The 17,767-nt window shown below is 41.7% G+C and carries 18 protein-coding genes and 1 other annotated feature; of the genes, 15 read left to right on the plus strand and 3 right to left on the minus strand.

Going from position 1 to position 17,767, the window contains the following annotated elements; genetic code table 11:
• Positions 1–83: 83 nt before the first annotated feature.
• The 4 genes from MKY10_RS06085 (at position 84) to MKY10_RS06100 (ending at position 4,624) form a co-directional block, all read left to right on the plus strand.
• A complete protein-coding gene (locus tag MKY10_RS06085) occupies positions 84–1,712 on the plus strand; it encodes a peptide-binding protein (protein ID WP_015252363.1) in 1,629 nt (542 codons plus the stop codon).
• A gap of 74 nt (positions 1,713–1,786) precedes the next feature.
• Positions 1,787–2,737, plus strand: a complete 951-nt coding sequence (locus MKY10_RS06090; RefSeq protein WP_015252362.1) for an ABC transporter permease — start codon at positions 1,787–1,789, stop codon at positions 2,735–2,737.
• 15 nt (positions 2,738–2,752) lie between these two features.
• Positions 2,753–3,667 (plus strand): oligopeptide ABC transporter permease, encoded by a 915-nt coding sequence (gene opp4C / locus MKY10_RS06095; protein WP_114523659.1) that lies wholly within the window; start codon positions 2,753–2,755, stop codon positions 3,665–3,667.
• Between the two features lie 204 nt (positions 3,668–3,871).
• Complete coding sequence (locus MKY10_RS06100) at positions 3,872–4,624, plus strand: YjbA family protein (protein WP_003239298.1); 753 nt, start codon at positions 3,872–3,874, stop codon at positions 4,622–4,624.
• Positions 4,625–4,658: 34 nt separating this feature from the next.
• Here the strand turns inward: MKY10_RS06100 and trpS are convergent, their stop codons facing one another.
• The gene (gene trpS, locus MKY10_RS06105) at positions 4,659–5,651 is read right to left on the minus strand and encodes a tryptophan--tRNA ligase (RefSeq protein ID WP_003245134.1); all 993 of its coding nucleotides are present in this window, start codon (positions 5,649–5,651) and stop codon (positions 4,659–4,661) included.
• 58 nt (positions 5,652–5,709) lie between these two features.
• Positions 5,710–5,924 (minus strand) — a binding site (T-box leader).
• A 470-nt stretch (positions 5,925–6,394) separates the two neighbouring features.
• Here trpS and oppA point away from each other — a divergent pair.
• The 8 genes from oppA (at position 6,395) to spx (ending at position 14,638) form a co-directional block, all read left to right on the plus strand.
• A complete protein-coding gene (gene oppA / locus MKY10_RS06110; RefSeq protein WP_015252360.1) occupies positions 6,395–8,032 on the plus strand; it encodes an oligopeptide ABC transporter substrate-binding protein OppA in 1,638 nt (545 codons plus the stop codon).
• 107 nt (positions 8,033–8,139) lie between these two features.
• On the plus strand, positions 8,140–9,075 hold the full coding sequence (gene oppB, locus MKY10_RS06115; protein WP_003245554.1) for an oligopeptide ABC transporter permease OppB: 936 nt from the start codon (positions 8,140–8,142) through the stop codon (positions 9,073–9,075).
• A 3-nt stretch (positions 9,076–9,078) separates the two neighbouring features.
• Positions 9,079–9,996: an oligopeptide ABC transporter permease OppC gene (gene oppC / locus MKY10_RS06120; protein ID WP_015252359.1), complete on the plus strand. Its 918-nt coding sequence runs from the start codon at positions 9,079–9,081 to the stop codon at positions 9,994–9,996.
• Between the two features lie 4 nt (positions 9,997–10,000).
• A complete protein-coding gene (gene oppD, locus MKY10_RS06125; protein ID WP_015252358.1) occupies positions 10,001–11,077 on the plus strand; it encodes an oligopeptide ABC transporter ATP-binding protein OppD in 1,077 nt (358 codons plus the stop codon).
• Between the two features lies 1 nt (position 11,078).
• Complete coding sequence (gene oppF, locus MKY10_RS06130; RefSeq protein WP_003245567.1) at positions 11,079–11,996, plus strand: oligopeptide ABC transporter ATP-binding protein OppF; 918 nt, start codon at positions 11,079–11,081, stop codon at positions 11,994–11,996.
• Positions 11,997–12,102: 106 nt separating this feature from the next.
• Positions 12,103–13,320, plus strand: a complete 1,218-nt coding sequence (locus MKY10_RS06135; RefSeq protein WP_080019554.1) for an MFS transporter — start codon at positions 12,103–12,105, stop codon at positions 13,318–13,320.
• Positions 13,321–13,483: 163 nt separating this feature from the next.
• Positions 13,484–14,062, plus strand: coding sequence for a GNAT family N-acetyltransferase (locus tag MKY10_RS06140; RefSeq protein ID WP_003244921.1), 579 nt, complete (start codon positions 13,484–13,486; stop codon positions 14,060–14,062).
• Between the two features lie 180 nt (positions 14,063–14,242).
• A complete protein-coding gene (gene spx, locus MKY10_RS06145; RefSeq protein WP_014476435.1) occupies positions 14,243–14,638 on the plus strand; it encodes a transcriptional regulator Spx in 396 nt (131 codons plus the stop codon).
• Positions 14,639–14,680: 42 nt separating this feature from the next.
• Here spx and MKY10_RS06150 read toward each other — a convergent pair whose 3' ends face one another.
• Positions 14,681–15,337 carry a YjbE family putative metal transport protein gene (locus MKY10_RS06150; RefSeq protein WP_015252355.1) on the minus strand — a complete coding sequence of 219 codons (657 nt, stop codon included), beginning with the start codon at positions 15,335–15,337 and terminating at the stop codon, positions 14,681–14,683.
• Between the two features lie 169 nt (positions 15,338–15,506).
• On the opposite strand from MKY10_RS06150, the gene MKY10_RS06155 reads away from it, so the two are divergent.
• Together MKY10_RS06155 and mecA are read left to right on the plus strand one after the other, a co-directional pair.
• Positions 15,507–15,647 carry a hypothetical protein gene (locus MKY10_RS06155; protein ID WP_119122854.1) on the plus strand — a complete coding sequence of 47 codons (141 nt, stop codon included), beginning with the start codon at positions 15,507–15,509 and terminating at the stop codon, positions 15,645–15,647.
• Positions 15,614–16,270, plus strand: coding sequence for an adaptor protein MecA (gene mecA, locus MKY10_RS06160; protein WP_015252354.1), 657 nt, complete (start codon positions 15,614–15,616; stop codon positions 16,268–16,270). Before MKY10_RS06155 ends, mecA begins: the two co-directional genes overlap by 34 nt.
• Here mecA and MKY10_RS06165 read toward each other — a convergent pair.
• Positions 16,265–16,387, minus strand: coding sequence for a hypothetical protein (locus MKY10_RS06165; RefSeq protein ID WP_003245684.1), 123 nt, complete (start codon positions 16,385–16,387; stop codon positions 16,265–16,267). The two genes, mecA and MKY10_RS06165, sit on opposite strands and share 6 nt — an antisense overlap.
• A 43-nt stretch (positions 16,388–16,430) precedes the next feature.
• Between MKY10_RS06165 and coiA the strand changes: the two genes are divergently transcribed.
• Entirely contained in the window at positions 16,431–17,582 is a 1,152-nt protein-coding gene (gene coiA / locus MKY10_RS06170; RefSeq protein WP_044052564.1) for a competence protein CoiA, read from the plus strand.
• Positions 17,583–17,767: the final 185 nt, after the last annotated feature.

Raw genomic sequence — 17,767 nt, forward strand, 5'->3', positions numbered from 1 at the left:
GCCCGCACAGCTTTGAGAGGGGGTATGCACACTACATAAACAACAGCTGAGAAGAACGAACATTTCAAGAGGGGGAATATCTAATGAAAAGACGGAAAACCGCACTGATGATGCTAAGTGTATTGATGGTCCTGGCCATCTTTTTATCAGCCTGTTCGGGCTCAAAATCGAGCAGCAGCAGTGAGAAAAAATCAGCAGGCAAACCGCAGCAAGGCGGGGATTTGGTTGTTGGTTCTACTGGGGAGCCAACGTTGTTTAATCCACTCTATTCTACAGACGTTTCCAGTTCAGATATTGAAGGGATGATCTATAGTACATTATTAGAAACGGATGAAAAACTAAATGTGAAACCTGCTTTAGCTGAGAAAGTAACGGAATCCAAAGATGGCCTGACTTATGATGTCAAAATTAGAAAAGGTGTAAAATTCCATGATGGAAAAGAACTTACAGCCGATGACGTTGTTTTCACTTATAGCATCCCTTTAAACAAGGACTATAATGGTGAACGCGGTTCTGGTTTTGAATCACTAAAATCTGTTACAAAAAAAGGTGATTATGAAATTGAATTTAAATTAAAGAAAAAGGATGCGTATTTTTACAATGTTGTTTTAGGCAGTTACGGTATTCTGCCTAAACACATTTTAGGGAAAGTGCCAGTTGCAGATTTAGGCGAAAATGAATTTAACAGGAAGAATCCAATTGGTTCGGGTCCATTCAAGTTTGTTGAATGGAAGAAGGGCGATTATGTAAAACTTGAAGCAAATGATGACTATTATGGCGGAAGACCATATTTAGATACAGTGACAGTTAAGACGATTCCTGATTCTAATGCCGCTGTTGCTCAGTTAAAAGCTGGGGATATTGACTTCTTTGTTGTACCGGGCACAGACATTGAGACAGTTAAAACATTTGATAATGTTCAAGTTAAATCAGATCTTGGTTTGAACTACAGCTATATTGGATGGAATGAAAAAAACGAATTATTTAAAGACAAAAAAGTCCGCCAAGCTCTTACGTATGCGCTTGATCGAAAAGCAATGGTAGATCAGGTGTTAAATGGTGATGGTAAAGTTGCAAACGTTCCTGAAAGTCCGCTTTCTTGGAACTATCCAAAAGGTGATGTACCTACATTTGATTACAATCCTAAAAAAGCTAAAAAGCTCTTGGGAGAAGCAGGATGGAAAGATACAGATGGAGACGGTTACCTTGATAAGGACGGAAAAAAATTCTCATTTACCATTAAAACTAACCAGGGTAATAAGATTCGGGAGGATTTAGCAGTTGTTGTTCAGCAGCAACTTAAAGAAGTAGGAATTGAAGCAAAACCGCAAATTGTGGAATTTAGTGCTCTAATCGAACAGACAAATCCACCAAATTGGGATTATGATGCATTGTTGCTCGGATGGAGTCTAGCTACGTTCCCTGACCAATACACGATCTTCCATTCAAGTCAGTCTAAAAATGGATTGAACAATATTTGGTACAAAAACCCTGAGGTTGATAAACTTTTGGTTGAGGCAAAGTCAATTACAAACAGAGAAGAATATCAGAAAAAATATGAAGAAATCTATAAATTGATTGCTGAGGACCAGCCTTATTCATTCCTGTTTTATTACAATTATCATAGGGCAATCCCGACAAACATGCATGGATATGTATTCCATCCGAAAAATGACTTATATCATATTGAAAAATGGTGGCTTGAACAATAATAGTTAAATCCCTAGAGAGGTGAGGATTATGCATCCTTTCCTCTTTATCCTATTTTAGAAAAGGGGACAAGAATATGGTTACATATATTGTTCGTCGAACATTAATGTCTCTGCCAATTCTTTTGGGCATTACAATTTTATCATTTGCGATAATGAAAGCGGCACCAGGTGATCCGATGTCACTTATGATGGATCCGACAATCAGCCAAGCTGACAGAGCCAAATTTATTGAAAAGTACGGGCTCAATGATCCAGAACCTGTTCAGTACTTAAAATGGCTTGGGAACATGCTCCAAGGCGACTTTGGGACATCTATTGTGAAAAAGGGGACACCAGTTTCCGATCTAATCCTTTCACGTTTGCCAAATACTCTGGTGCTTATGGTTTTTTCAACTCTTGTTGCTCTTCTGATTTCAATTCCTTTCGGTGTTCTTTCTGCAAAACGCCCTTATTCTAAGCTTGACTATGGTATAACCGTCACGTCATTTTTGGGGCTGGCAATACCAAATTTCTGGTTCGGATTAATTCTTATTATGGTTCTTTCCGTAAATCTCGGTTGGTTTCCTACGGGAGGTGTCGGCACTTTAAACGCTGACTTTAACATTTTTGATAGGCTCCATCATTTAATTTTACCTGCGTTTGTTTTAGCAACTGCGGATATGGCAGGTATTACTCGTTATACAAGATCAAGTATGCTTGATGTATTAAAGCAAGATTATATAAGAACAGCTCGAGCCAAAGGATTCAAAGAAAATAAAGTGATTTTCAAACATGGTTTGAGAAATGGCCTGCTTCCTGTTATTACAATTTTCGGATTGATGATTCCGTCATTTATTGGCGGTGCGGTCGTGGTGGAACAGATTTTTACTTGGCCAGGATTAGGAAAGTTATTTATTGATTCGGCATTCTCTCGAGATTATCCGGTTATTATGGCCATGACTGTGATTTCTGCTGTGTTGGTTGTACTGGGGAACTTGATTGCAGATATTTTGTATGCATTAGTTGATCCGAGAATTGAATATTAAAAGGGGGAGACACATATGGCACATCCAAACACTGCGGCTCCCTCTAATGAGGTAAAGCTAAAAGAAAATATTGGAAAAAAACCAGAAACAATGACTAGGATCTTTTTTGAGAAATTTTTCAAAAATAAGCTTGCTGTTGTTGGGGGTATCATATTAACAGTTATTATTTTAATGGCAGTCTTTGCCCCTTTTATTGCGCCTTACTCACCTGAGAGTCAATCACTTTTAAACAAACTGAAGCCGCCAAGCCCTAAAAATCTAATGGGAACGGATAAGTTTGGGCGAGATATATTTACAAGGGTGTTATATGGAGCTCGTGTGTCTTTATTAGTCGGTTTTGCTTCCGTAATTGGTGCGATTACTATAGGTACGGTTGTTGGAGCTGTAGCAGGGTACTTTAAAGGAATAGTAGATGCTGTATTAATGAGGGCTGTCGACGTAGTCTTATCTATTCCTGATATTTTTCTGCTTATTACCTTGGTTACAATTTTTCAACCCGGAATGGATAAGTTAATTTTGATTTTTTCTTTGACGGGCTGGACTACAACAGCGAGACTAGTCAGAGGTGAGTTTTTATCTCTAAGGTCAAGGGAATTTGTATTGGCTGCTAAAACAATAGGCACAAAAAATCACAAAATTATTTTTTCGCATATATTGCCGAATTGTATTGGGCCAATTATTGTTTCCGCTACTCTAAAAGTAGGCAGTGTCATTCTAGCTGAATCAACGCTAAGCTATTTGGGTTTCGGTATCCAGCCGCCAATTGCTAGCTGGGGAAACATGCTTCAGGATGCTCAAAACTTTACATTAATGATTCAAGCATGGTGGTACCCGTTATTTCCCGGGCTATTTATTTTAATGACCGTTTTATGCTTCAACTTTGTCGGTGATGGCCTGCGGGATGCGCTTGACCCGAAAAATATTAAATAAAAATGAATATCATATCTGTGATAAAATATCACCAAATCAGAAAAAAGCAGGTCTCCTTTTGTCAGAAAATATACAAAGAGATCTGCTTTTTATGATTCTTACATAAACCCAGTGATTCCAGATTTCCTCAATCTCTTTGGAATAATTTCTCTATCCCTTGCCTATACTGTGGACAACAGTTTTTATAAAAGTGAGGGGTTAGAGATGTTATTTCTTCATGATGTGTGGGTCAATTGGTTTGAAGGGGAAGAAAATGGCTACAATGTATGCCACTTTCACGAATGGCGCAAGGAAGATACGGTTGAGCTTTTGGATCAGGTGCCGCTGTTAAGGGTGCCGTCAGTACTGTTTCATTACATAGAAAACGATTTGTCAGAGCTTCCGAAAGGTTTGCTTGAAGACGTACATCAGAAATCGTACATTCGAAAAAATCATGAGCGGACAAAGCTTGAGTATTGTTTTGTCGTAACAGACGGAATCGGCATTTTAGCTGTTGACACGATCGGCTACACGATCCCTGTCAGAAAAAGCCGTCTAATCCCAAGACAGGAGCAGCTCGTTTATGAAATGGTAAAAGATGTAGAGCCTGAAACATATGAATTTGAGCCAAAGAAGCTGGAATCCTCCAAGGAATATCACATCTTATCATTAGCACCAGAACATGTCAGAGGACTGACAAGAAAAGAACGGCAAATTAAGCAGCTGATGTTTATGGCGCTTGACCAATTAAAAGGGCTGAAAAACCGAGCGGAAATTGGCTACTGGTACACAGAGTGGAATCCGCATATGTATGAACAAATCAAAAGGATGAGCTTTGAAGAGATTTGGGACATGCTGTATAACGAAACAATTGAAGGCTGGTCGGACAAACACCTAGCTTTTTGCGAAAACCTAATAAAAGGACAGCCTTTTTTCGAAAAGCTTTGGGAAATGGAAAACGAATCAAAGGTCAACTGAAAAAAACCGCTCTTTGCAAAGAGCGGTTTTTTGATTAGCGTCTTTTTCTTCCAAGACCCATGGCATTCTCCATTTTTTTCAGCATTTTGTTTGCTGTCCGGTTCGCTCGTTCCGCGCCTTCATCAAGAATCCGGTCTAATTCTTCAGATTCTATGAGCTCATAATAGCGGTCCTGGATCGGTTTTAATGCGTTCACCACGACTTCTGCCAAATCACCTTTAAACTCGCCGTAGCCTTTTCCTTCGTATTTTGCTTCAAGCTCTTCAATTGTCGTATTGCCGAGGATTGAATAAATTGTAAGAAGGTTTGAAACGCCCGGTTTGTTTTCCTTATCAAATTTGACAATGCCTTCAGAATCCGTTACAGCGCTTTTGATTTTCTTTTCAAGCTGCTTCGGCTCATCCAGCAGGGTAATATAAGCTTTCTGGTTCGGATCAGATTTGCTCATCTTCTTCAGCGGATCATTCAGAGACATGATGCGTGCACCGACTTTTGGAATTTTCACTTCCGGAATCGTGAAGATGTCGTTGTATTTTTTGTTGAAGCGTTCTGCGAGATTCCGCGTCAGCTCAAGGTGCTGCTTTTGATCCTCACCGACAGGCACAAGATCCGTTCCGTACAGCAGAATATCAGCGGCCATTAGCGGCGGATATGTTAACAGGCCGGAGACGACAGCTTCATTGCCTTTGGATTTGTCCTTAAATTGAGTCATCCGCTCAAGCTCGCCGATATATGCGACACACTGCATCATCCATCCGGCCTGCGCATGCGCGGGGACCTCTGATTGAATAAACAATGTTGCTTTTTCTGGATCAAGTCCGACAGCTAAGTAAAGCGCTGCGAGATTGCGGATATTCTTTCTAAGCTCAAGCCGGTCTTGAGGAACAGTTATCGCATGCTGGTCCACGATGCAAAAATAGCTGTTATAATCATGCTGCAGTTCGACAAACTGCTTCATTGCACCGATATAGTTGCCGAGCGTCACTGAGCCGCTTGGCTGAATGCCTGAAAAAATCGTTTGTTTCATGAAAACATCAACCTCATTTCTTAAAACATAATAAAAAAGGCTCATTCTTCCCCTGTAAAAAAGGGACGAATGAACCGTGGTACCACCCTGATTATTCCATTAAAATGGAATCACTCTGACGTTTGTAACGGAGACTGCTCCGGCTGAGCCTACTTTTTTCCAGTTCGGTCAGCTGCTCCAAAGTCCATTCCACATTGCCCGTTATCTGCTCCCAGCACCGCAGACTCTCTTCAAACAGGTGAAACGTGTACTACTCTTTTTCATAGCAAGCTTTTCTTTTGATTGCTTCATTATAAATCAATTATAACCAATTGTCATCATGAAAAAACATTCTTTTTTCCAGTAAAATTGTAATAATATAAATAACACGAGTGCTGTAAAATCCTTAAATGATAACTGCTATCAGCGTAAAAACAGGCAGATATTATATGTAAAAAGCAATATGGGCAGAAAACACATGAAAAAGTTTTTAATCAATTTATGCTTTAAATGGTAGAAGGATATTATGTTCATGGAAGAAAAACTAACGAAGTTTAAATATTTTAAATTGATAAAATAATATTGCAATAAATTATTTGTTTCATTATAATGAACTTGTTCACTCTATTGTTACAGCTTTTTTACAAAAATAATCAGAAAAGACGGAACAGAATAAAAGTTGTGGAAACTCAGGTTCATTTGTCTGATATTTCTGAGGATTTAGCCGTAAGGAGCTGAAAATTATTATTAGGGGGTTTGCGAATATGAAAAAACGTTGGTCGATTGTCACGTTGATGCTCATTTTCACTCTCGTGCTGAGCGCGTGCGGCTTTGGCGGCAGCGGATCAAACGGTGAAGGGAAAAAGGACAGTAAAGGAAAGACGACACTTAACATTAATATTAAAACTGAGCCGTTCTCCTTACATCCGGGATTGGCAAATGATTCAGTATCAGGCGGTGTTATCCGTCAGACTTTTGAAGGATTGACACGTATCAATGCAGATGGTGAGCCTGAAGAAGGCATGGCTTCTAAAATTGAAACGAGCAAGGACGGAAAGACATATACATTTACCATTCGTGATGGTGTGAAATGGTCTAATGGAGACCCTGTAACTGCACAAGATTTTGAATATGCTTGGAAATGGGCGCTTGACCCTAATAATGAATCACAATACGCTTACCAGCTCTACTACATAAAAGGTGCTGAAGCGGCGAATACCGGAAAAGGCAGCCTAGACGATGTGGCAGTAAAAGCTGTGAATGACAAAACGCTGAAGGTTGAATTAAATAACCCGACTCCATATTTCACTGAATTAACTGCGTTCTATACGTATATGCCGATCAATAAGAAAATTGCAGAGAAAAATAAAAAGTGGAATACAAATGCCGGAGATGATTATGTATCAAACGGGCCGTTCAAAATGACGGCATGGAAACACAGCGGCTCTATTACTCTCGAAAAAAATGACCAGTATTGGGATAAAGACAAAGTCAAACTGAAGAAAATCGATATGGTTATGATCAACAATAACAATACGGAACTAAAAAAATTCCAAGCTGGCGAACTTGATTGGGCCGGTATGCCGCTCGGACAGCTTCCGACAGAATCCCTGCCGACCTTGAAAAAAGACGGTTCTTTACATGTTGAGCCGATTGCAGGTGTGTATTGGTACAAATTCAACACTGAAGCTAAGCCATTAGACAACGTAAATATCCGTAAAGCTTTAACATATTCGCTTGACCGTCAGTCGATTGTTAAAAACGTTACGCAAGGAGAGCAAATCCCGGCAATGGCTGCAGTGCCGCCTACAATGAAGGGATTTGAGGATAACAAGGAAGGATACTTCAAAGACAATGATGTCAAAACAGCAAAAGAATACCTTGATAAAGGCCTAAAAGAAATGGGCTTAAGCAAGGCATCTGATTTGCCAAAAATCAAATTGTCTTACAACACTGACGACGCACACGCGAAAATCGCTCAAGCAGTACAAGAAATGTGGAAGAAAAATTTAGGCGTTGATGTTGAGCTTGATAACTCAGAGTGGAATGTCTATATTGATAAGCTCCACAGCCAAGATTATCAAATCGGCCGTATGGGCTGGCTCGGCGACTTCAATGATCCTATCAACTTCCTTGAATTGTTCCGTGACAAAAACGGAGGAAATAACGATACAGGCTGGGAAAATCCAGAATTCAAAAAGCTTCTGAATCAGTCACAAACTGAAACAGATAAAACAAAACGTGCAGAGCTGCTGAAAAAAGCAGAAGGTATTTTCATTGATGAAATGCCGGTTGCCCCAATCTATTTCTATACTGATACTTGGGTACAGGATGAAAACCTAAAAGGTGTTATCATGCCAGGTACTGGTGAGGTTTATTTCAGAAACGCATATTTTAAATAAGGCTACGTCTGAAAATAAAAGACCTCAAGGTATATGGGGAGAAAAGCCCCATATACCTTTCTTACTGATGGAGTATAAAAATGTAAAAACCATGGAGGTGTTCCCCCTTGCTAAAATATATCGGAAGACGTTTAGTCTATATGATTATCACACTATTTGTGATTGTAACTGTGACATTCTTCTTAATGCAAGCAGCACCGGGCGGGCCATTTTCAGGTGAGAAAAAGCTTCCGCCTGAAATTGAAGCAAATTTAAATGCGCATTATGGCTTGGACAAGCCGCTGTTTGTACAATATGTCAGTTATTTGAAATCAGTTGCAATGTGGGATTTCGGACCGTCATTTAAATATAAAGGTCAGAGTGTTAACGACCTGATCAGTTCAGGTTTCCCCGTTTCATTTACTCTTGGAGCAGAAGCTATTCTCCTCGCTTTAGCGTTAGGTGTATTGTTTGGGGTCATTGCAGCCCTTTACCATAATAAGTGGCAGGATTATACCGTCGCGATTTTAACGATATTTGGTATTTCGGTTCCGAGCTTTATCATGGCGGCTGTTCTGCAATATGTGTTCTCCATGAAGCTTGGGCTGTTTCCGGTCGCGGGGTGGGATTCCTGGGCATACACCTTTTTGCCTTCAATCGCACTTGCTTCCATGCCGATGGCGTTTATTGCCAGACTTTCCCGTTCAAGCATGATCGAAGTGTTAAACAGTGATTATATCCGCACAGCGAAAGCGAAAGGGCTGTCCCGCCCAGCGGTTACAGTGCGGCACGCCATTCGAAACGCGCTTTTGCCGGTTGTTACATATATGGGCCCGATGGCCGCACAGGTCTTAACGGGGAGCTTCATTATTGAAACCATTTTTGGGATCCCGGGGCTTGGTGCACACTTCGTCAACAGTATTACAAACCGTGATTATACGGTCATTATGGGTGTAACGGTGTTCTTCAGTGTCATCCTGTTATTGTGTGTATTAATCGTAGATGTGTTATACGGCATTATTGATCCAAGAATCAAGCTTTCCAAAGCAAAGAAAGGAGCCTAGGCCATGCAGAACATTCCAAAAAACATGTTTGAACCAGCCGCAGCGAATGCCGGCGATGCAGAAAAAATAAGTAAAAAGAGCCTTTCCCTCTGGAAAGATGCGATGCTTCGCTTCCGCAGCAATAAGCTTGCAATGGTCGGGCTTATCATTATCGTACTTATTATCCTTATGGCAATTTTTGCGCCGATGTTCTCAAGGTATGATTATTCAACTACTAATCTCTTAAATGCGGATAAGCCGCCTTCAAAAGATCACTGGTTCGGAACAGATGATCTTGGACGAGACATTTTCGTCCGTACATGGGTAGGGGCTCGAATCTCAATCTTTATCGGTGTTGCAGCTGCTATTCTCGATTTGCTGATCGGCGTCATTTGGGGGAGCATTTCAGGCTTCCGCGGAGGCAGAACGGACGAAATCATGATGCGTATCGCTGATATCCTTTGGGCAGTTCCTTCATTATTAATGGTTATCTTACTGATGGTTGTTCTTCCGAAAGGTCTATTTACGATTATTATTGCCATGACGATTACAGGCTGGATTAATATGGCCAGAATCGTGCGCGGACAAGTGCTGCAGCTGAAGAATCAGGAGTATGTGCTTGCTTCACAGACACTGGGTGCAAAAACATCCCGTCTTCTGTTTAAACATATCGTGCCAAACGCAATGGGTTCTATTTTGGTCACGATGACACTGACAGTTCCTACTGCGATTTTCACAGAAGCCTTTTTAAGCTATTTGGGACTTGGTGTTCCGGCTCCGCTGGCAAGCTGGGGAACGATGGCTTCTGACGGATTGCCTGCATTGACCTATTATCCGTGGCGTTTATTCTTCCCTGCCGGATTTATCTGCATTACAATGTTTGGTTTCAACGTTGTCGGCGACGGATTAAGAGACGCATTGGATCCTAAGTTACGTAAATAAGGGAGTGATACGGGTGACACGCCTATTAGAAGTAAAAGATTTAGCAATTTCATTTAAAACATATGGCGGAGAGGTCCAGGCGATCCGCGGAGTGAATTTCCATCTGGATAAAGGGGAGACGCTGGCCATTGTTGGAGAATCAGGTTCCGGAAAAAGTGTAACCTCTCAAGCGATTATGAAGCTGATTCCAATGCCTCCGGGTTATTTCAAACGCGGTGAGATCCTGTTTGAAGGGAAGGATCTGGTGCCGCTGTCCGAAAAAGAAATGCAAAATGTCCGAGGAAAAGAGATCGGCATGATATTTCAGGATCCGATGACCTCCTTAAATCCAACGATGAAGGTCGGTAAACAAATTACGGAAGTGCTTTTTAAACACGAAAAGATCTCGAAGGAAGCGGCTAAAAAACGCGCGGTTGAACTGCTGGAATTAGTCGGTATCCCGATGCCGGAAAAGCGGGTGAACCAATTTCCGCACGAATTTTCAGGCGGAATGAGGCAGCGGGTTGTCATTGCCATGGCGCTTGCAGCGAATCCGAAGCTTCTGATCGCCGATGAGCCGACAACTGCTCTTGATGTAACGATTCAAGCGCAAATTTTGGAATTAATGAAGGATTTGCAAAAGAAAATTGACACGTCCATCATCTTTATCACACACGATCTTGGTGTTGTGGCTAACGTTGCTGACCGGGTCGCTGTCATGTACGCGGGACAGATTGTAGAAACCGGTACGGTAGACGAAATCTTCTACGATCCGAGACATCCGTACACTTGGGGGCTTCTTGCATCCATGCCGACACTGGAAAGTTCAGGAGAGGAAGAGCTGACTGCCATTCCGGGCACACCGCCTGATTTGACAAACCCGCCAAAAGGAGATGCTTTTGCCCTGCGGAGCCCTTATGCGATGAAAATCGATTTTGAACAGGAGCCGCCAATGTTTAAGGTATCTGATACTCATTATGTCAAATCGTGGCTGCTTCATCCTGACGCGCCAAAGGTAGAGCCGCCTGAAGCGGTAAAAGCGAAAATGCGTAAACTGGCAAATACGTATGAAAAACCTGTCTTAGTGAGAGAAGGTGAATGAATTGACTGAAAAATTATTAGAAATCAAACATTTAAAACAGCACTTTGTCACACCAAGGGGAACGGTCAAGGCTGTAGATGATTTATCATTTGATATCTATAAAGGTGAAACATTAGGGCTGGTTGGTGAATCAGGCTGCGGTAAATCGACAACAGGCCGAAGCATTATCCGGCTGTACGAAGCAACCGATGGTGAGGTGCTGTTCAACGGCGAAAATGTGCACGGGAGAAAATCGCGGAAAAAGCTGCTGGAATTCAACCGCAAAATGCAGATGATTTTCCAAGACCCATATGCATCCCTGAATCCGAGAATGACAGTTGCTGATATTATTGCTGAAGGCCTTGATATTCATAAGCTGGCGAAAACGAAAAAAGAGCGGATGCAGAGGGTCCATGAACTATTGGAAACAGTTGGTTTAAACAAGGAACACGCGAACCGTTATCCGCATGAATTTTCCGGCGGCCAGCGCCAAAGAATCGGGATTGCCAGAGCTCTTGCTGTTGATCCGGAATTCATTATCGCGGATGAGCCGATTTCCGCTTTGGATGTATCCATTCAAGCGCAGGTCGTGAATTTAATGAAAGAACTGCAAAAAGAAAAAGGGCTCACATACCTGTTTATTGCCCACGATTTATCGATGGTCAAATACATCAGTGACCGCATTGGAGTCATGTATTTCGGGAAACTGGTTGAGCTTGCGCCGGCAGATGAGCTTTATGAAAATCCGCTTCACCCATATACAAAATCATTGCTTTCTGCAATTCCGCTTCCTGATCCGGACTATGAGAGAAATCGCGTTCGCCAGAAATATGATCCGTCCGTCCATCAATTAAAGGATGGGGAAACGATGGAATTCCGTGAAGTCAAACCGGGACATTTTGTGATGTGCACGGAAGCCGAATTTAAAGCTTTTTCATGATTCATCAATCCTTCAAGAGAATCTCTTGAAGGATTTTTTTGCGTCCTCATAGAAAGTGAGAATGATAACATTTACAATTAGAGGAAAAAAGCGGAGGCGAAATACGATTCAATTTCTGCATAACAAAAATGTTTTTGCGCTATTGCTGTCTCAATCTTTTCAATCTTTAGCAGGAGTCCTCGTCACAATCGTTTTAATGGTCCGGGTCTATCAAATGACTGACTCCGTTTTTTTGGCGGGCCTTATTTTATCGTTCATGTCGTTTGCGAGTATAGCAGCAAGCTTTTGCGTCTCTCCGGTGCTTCGCATTCTCGGTTTTAAAAAGGTGCTTGCGGGAGCGAATCTGCTGAGAGCGGTCTTTACAATCCTGATGGCATACAGCGTCACTCATCACGGACAGGCATTCTTTTGGATTACGCTGCTGTTTGTGTTCTGTTTTTCCTTCGCGGGCGCTTTTTTTCAGCCGGCAAGATTTGCGCTGCTGCCAATTATTGTTCCAAAGAAGCAATATGTAAAAGCGAATGGTGTGATCTCCCTCTCGAATCAATTGTTCTTAACAGCAGGCTGGGGCCTTGGAGGCCTTCTGACGTACGCCGTCCCTTTTGAACTCGTTGTCGGCGCTGCCATTTGCCTGTTTGTTCTATCGGGAGCTTCCATCAGTGTGCTGCATGTAAATGAAGAAGAGGCTGTAGGAACTGCTGAAACAGCATCTGCCAGAAGTATATGGAAGGATTTAATGATCATCCCTATTGTAAGAGACATTACTGTAATGGACATGATAGAAGCTTTGGCGGGTTCCGTATGGTCATCTGCTATTCTCCTCGCATTTACTGCGGCTGTTTTGCATGAAACAGAGGTGTGGTGGGGGATGTTTAACGCTTCCTATTTTATAGGCGCAATTGTCGGCAGTGTGATTGCCATTCGTTTTTCTTCTTTTTTTGAGCGGAATATGGGCTATGCCATTATGTTCAGCTCACTTGTAATGTCGGCGCTGACCCTTTTGTTTTCATTTTCTCCAGTCCCATTTTTATGCGCTCTGGCTTGTGCTGCAATGGGGCCTTTTTATCAGGTGCGTGATATTTGCCAGGAAACCATGCTGCAGGAGGTTATTCCCGAGCAGAAACGAATCGGAATCATGGCTGCAAAAAATGCGATTTTGACTCCTTGGTCAGGCGTCACCTACTCCATTATGGGGCTAGTGGCTGATGCTGCTGGTGCGAAAATAGCTTTTATCGCGGCTGTTGCATTATATATTATGACATTTCTGATTGCACTGGCGCAGCCCCGTCTGGTTCATTACAGGCGGGAAAATCGAGTTCAATGAGAAACAATTCAAAATGAACGGAGCAGCTGGCTCCGTTTTTGCTGAAAAAAAATGAAACCATGGCGGAAGTTCGCACGTCTTTATAGATGTAAGGCTGTTTAAACAAGAAGAAATGGGGTATATCTAAAAGTATGAAGACAACGAACTCATAAGGAGCAAATCAATGAACTGGTATGAAAAGCTTAGCGAGTACTTTCCAATTGAAGAAATGAAATCAAAAGCGCATATGGAAGCTCTTCTGAAAGAGCGAAGCGATATTTATCATAAAGATGAAGGCAAACATCATATTTTAATGTTTGCGGAATTCGATTCTTTTATCTTCGTTGATTATCTGTATGTGTCTAAGGATGCAAGAGGGCAGGGACTTGGCGGCAAATTGATCGCGAAGCTGAAAAAGAAAAATAAGCCCATATTGCTCGAGGTGGAACCTGTGGATGAAGATGATACTGATACAGAAAAACGCCTGAGGTTTTATCAAAGAGAGCATTTCAAGCATGCTCAGTCAATTGGGTACCGGCGCCGGTCATTGGCTACGAATGAAGTAAACAAGATGGAGATTCTGTACTGGTCACCGAAAACAGAATCAGAAGAAGAAATTCTTGAAGCCATGAAACAGACATATGAAAACATTCATACTTATAAAGATGAGAAATGGTACGGAGAATCGTACGAAAAAACGGATGAGGTCTTGGAAATCATCGATGAAGAAAAACAAAAAAATATTTTCGATCAGTTAAGCTAATTGAGAATAAGAACATATCATGAACATTAAAAATTTGCTGGATTGACACATTTTTTTCTTAGGATACTGTTCACACTTACTTTTTTATAGTATAATACCTGTAAAGATTCCTTTTTTAGAGTAATTTCAATTTAAGAATAAAATAGATGTTCATCCTACTAATTAGAGGAGTGAAGATGAATGGTTACACTATACACATCACCAAGCTGTACTTCATGCAGAAAGGCGAGAGCGTGGCTCGAGGAGCACGATATTCCATTTGTAGAAAGAAACATTTTCTCTGAACCTTTATCAATTGATGAAATAAAACAAATTCTTCGAATGACTGAGGACGGAACAGATGAAATCATCTCAACCCGTTCAAAAGTATTCCAAAAACTCAATGTGAACGTTGAATCTATGCCGTTGCAAGATTTGTACCGCTTGATCAACGAGCATCCAGGGTTGCTTCGCCGTCCGATCATCATCGACGAAAAACGTTTGCAGGTCGGATATAACGAAGACGAAATCAGACGTTTCCTGCCAAGAAAAGTTCGCTCTTTCCAATTAAGAGAAGCACAGCGTTTGGCAAACTAATAGATCGTATCATCAAAAGAAGGCTGAGTCATCAGCCTTCTTTTATTTTTCAACCTGCTGGTAATAAATGCTCGCAAGGATGACAAACGCAACCGTCAAAATGGGGAGGAGCGTTTCAACTGTGCCGTGCTGCGCCATAAAAAGAGACAGCTTTTTGTCTCTGACAATCATTTCTCCGCCAGTATAAGCAAGCAGCCCGCTTCCCGCGTAAATCAGAAGCGGTATTTTCTCTAGTGCAATATGGATGAGTTTGCTGCCCCAAATAATAACCGGAACCGATACACACAAACCTATAAAAACGAGAGAAAACTCACCGTGTGATGCTCCCGCAACTGCGATGACGTTGTCCAGCGACATAAAGAGATCTGCAAGCACAATCGTTCGTATCGCTCTCCACAGGGAGGTGCTGCTTTTAATGTGTTTCGTGTCTTTTTTTTCAATTAGCAGCTGATATCCTAAATACAGCAGGAAAATTCCGCCGGCGCACTGCAAGAACGGAATGTTCAAAAGATATACAGCTGCACTTGTTAATCCGATTCTCATGGCAACGGCAATAAATGTTCCGAGAATAATGGCTTGCTGTCTTTGCTTGTCCGGCAAATGTCTGCTGGCCATGGCAATGACAACCGCATTATCTCCGCCGAGGATCAGGTCAATCCCAACAATGACAAGCAGAGAAATCAGATAGTCATGCTCCATGAAGCGGCACCTCGCTTTCAGTCCTTCGCTTGTACTACTACTATATGAGACAGGTCGTATTTTATGATATCAGCCGCCTGAACTGCCGTTTTTTAGGCAAAGGTGCATTTTTATTTCTTTTGTGACTGTTTTATCATAAAATAGAAATACAAAGGAATTCACACTGGCCTTGGTTAAGGTTAAGATGTGGACGGAATGGGTAAAGTGTAGTAAAGTACAATTAATCGGGAGCTTAGATGTCCCTTCAACATCTTATATAGAAGGGAAGGTTGGCAAATGGAAATTGAAAGAATTAACGAGCATACAGTAAAATTTTATATGTCTTACGGAGATATTGAAGATCGCGGTTTTGACAGAGAAGAAATTTGGTATAACCGTGAGCGCAGTGAAGAACTATTCTGGGAAGTCATGGATGAAGTTCATGAAGAAGAGGAATTCGCTGTGGAAGGCCCACTTTGGATTCAAGTTCAGGCACTGGACAAAGGATTAGAAATCATCGTCACAAAAGCCCAGCTTTCCAAAGACGGACAAAAGCTCGAACTGCCGATTCCTGAGGATAAAAAGCAAGAACCAGCATCTGAGGATCTTGACGCCTTGCTGGATGATTTCCAGAAAGAAGAGCAAGCCGTCAATCAGGAAGAGAAGGAGCAAAAGCTTCAATTTGTCTTGCGATTTGGCGATTTTGAGGATGTTATTTCTCTATCTAATTTGAACGTTAACGGAAGCAAAACGACTTTATATTCGTTTGAGAACCGATATTATTTATATGTAGATTTTGGCAATATGACTGATGAAGAGGTTGAAAATCAACTAAGCATCCTGCTGGAGTACGCAAATGAATCCTCAATCAGCATACACCGTCTTGAAGAGTACGGCAAGCTGATTATTTCAGAGCATGCTCTAGAAACGATAAAAAAACACTTTGCATCATAGCAAACCGATTTCCTTCCGGAAATCGGTTTTTTTTATGCACGAAAATGCCATTTTAGAGATGTGAAAAATCAAAAACATATAGACAAGCAGAAAATACAGCGAACAGGAGTTGATCATCTTTTCCAGAAAGTATACTTCATCTGGAAAGGAGAGATGACAATTGTTTAGTGCTGTGACTGAAGACGGCCAAATGTTTCACCTTCTAGGCGCTCAGCAAAACCAGAAATTAAAGCGGAGACGGTTCTTCTGTCCGGTATGCGGAGGAGAGCTAGCTGTGAAGCTCGGACTTCAAAAAGCGCCGCATTTTGCCCATAAACAGAACAAGTCCTGCTCCATAGACATCGAACCGGAAAGCGCCTACCACTTAGAAGGAAAAAGACAGCTGTATGTATGGCTGAAAACACAACGGGCTTCACCAATATTGGAGCCGTATATAAGGACAATCAACCAAAGACCGGACGTCATGGCAAGAATCAAGGAGCATATGCTTGCTGTTGAATATCAATGCGCCACTATCGCTCCAGATGTCTTTCAAAAGCGGACAGAGGGCTTCAAACAAGAAGGAATCATCCCGCAGTGGATTATGGGATACAGCCGCTTAAAACGGACTGCTTCGTCCTTTTATCAGCTTTCAACTTTTCATTGGCAGTTTATCAATGCAAGTCCATACAGAGAACTGATATGTTATTGTCCTGAAAGGCGTTCTTTTCTCCGGCTCAGCCACATCATTCCATTCTACACAAACCATTCTTATTCCTCAGTCCAAACGATCCCTATTCATCGGGCAGGTGTAGGCGATCTTTTTTTCACTGAACCGAAACCCTCAATTCAATATTCAGGCTGGACGAAAGCGATTCACCGTTTTCGCCATAAACCCCATCGGTTTAACTCAAAGGAAACAAATCGCCTTAGGCTGCTGTTTTATGAGAAACGGCAGACGCCTTTTTCTTTTCTGCCGACTGAAGTGTTTGTTCCTGTTAGAAAAGGGGCAGTTTTTAAGAGTCCGGTTTTTGTGTGGCAGGGGTTTCTTTATTTGTTTATGACGGATCTTGGAGATAAACGTGCGCCAATTCGTTTTTCAGCCGTTTTGCAGCAGTGCAAACTGCACATTCATAATAAGAACATTGCACTCAGGTTCGAATGCAGCGAAGAGTGTCTTTCAGAAGCGGTTAAACAGTATATTGATTTTTTGTGCAAGAAGGGATTTTTAAGGGAGACTCAGAAAGAAGTATATGTGCTGAATCAGCCTGCAGGCGGCATACACTCCATGCAGGATCTCATAGAAAGAGACCGCAGCTGTTTTATAGAATGAGTTTGTCTTATTTGGCTCACCCTAAGACAAAGGTGGTGGGCAGGCTGTGAAAGGCACAAAAGGAAAGGTTTTTCGTGTTTTTACTGCTTTTTTGGCATTCGTTCTCTTCATTACTGCATATGATTTGACAAAAGGCAGTGAAAAACCGGAAGATATTCACAACACAAGTTTATTGAGAAACAGCT

Origin of the sequence: Bacillus sp. FSL P4-0290 (assembly GCF_037975435.1) — a bacterium.
GTDB lineage: Bacteria > Bacillota > Bacilli > Bacillales > Bacillaceae > Bacillus > Bacillus subtilis.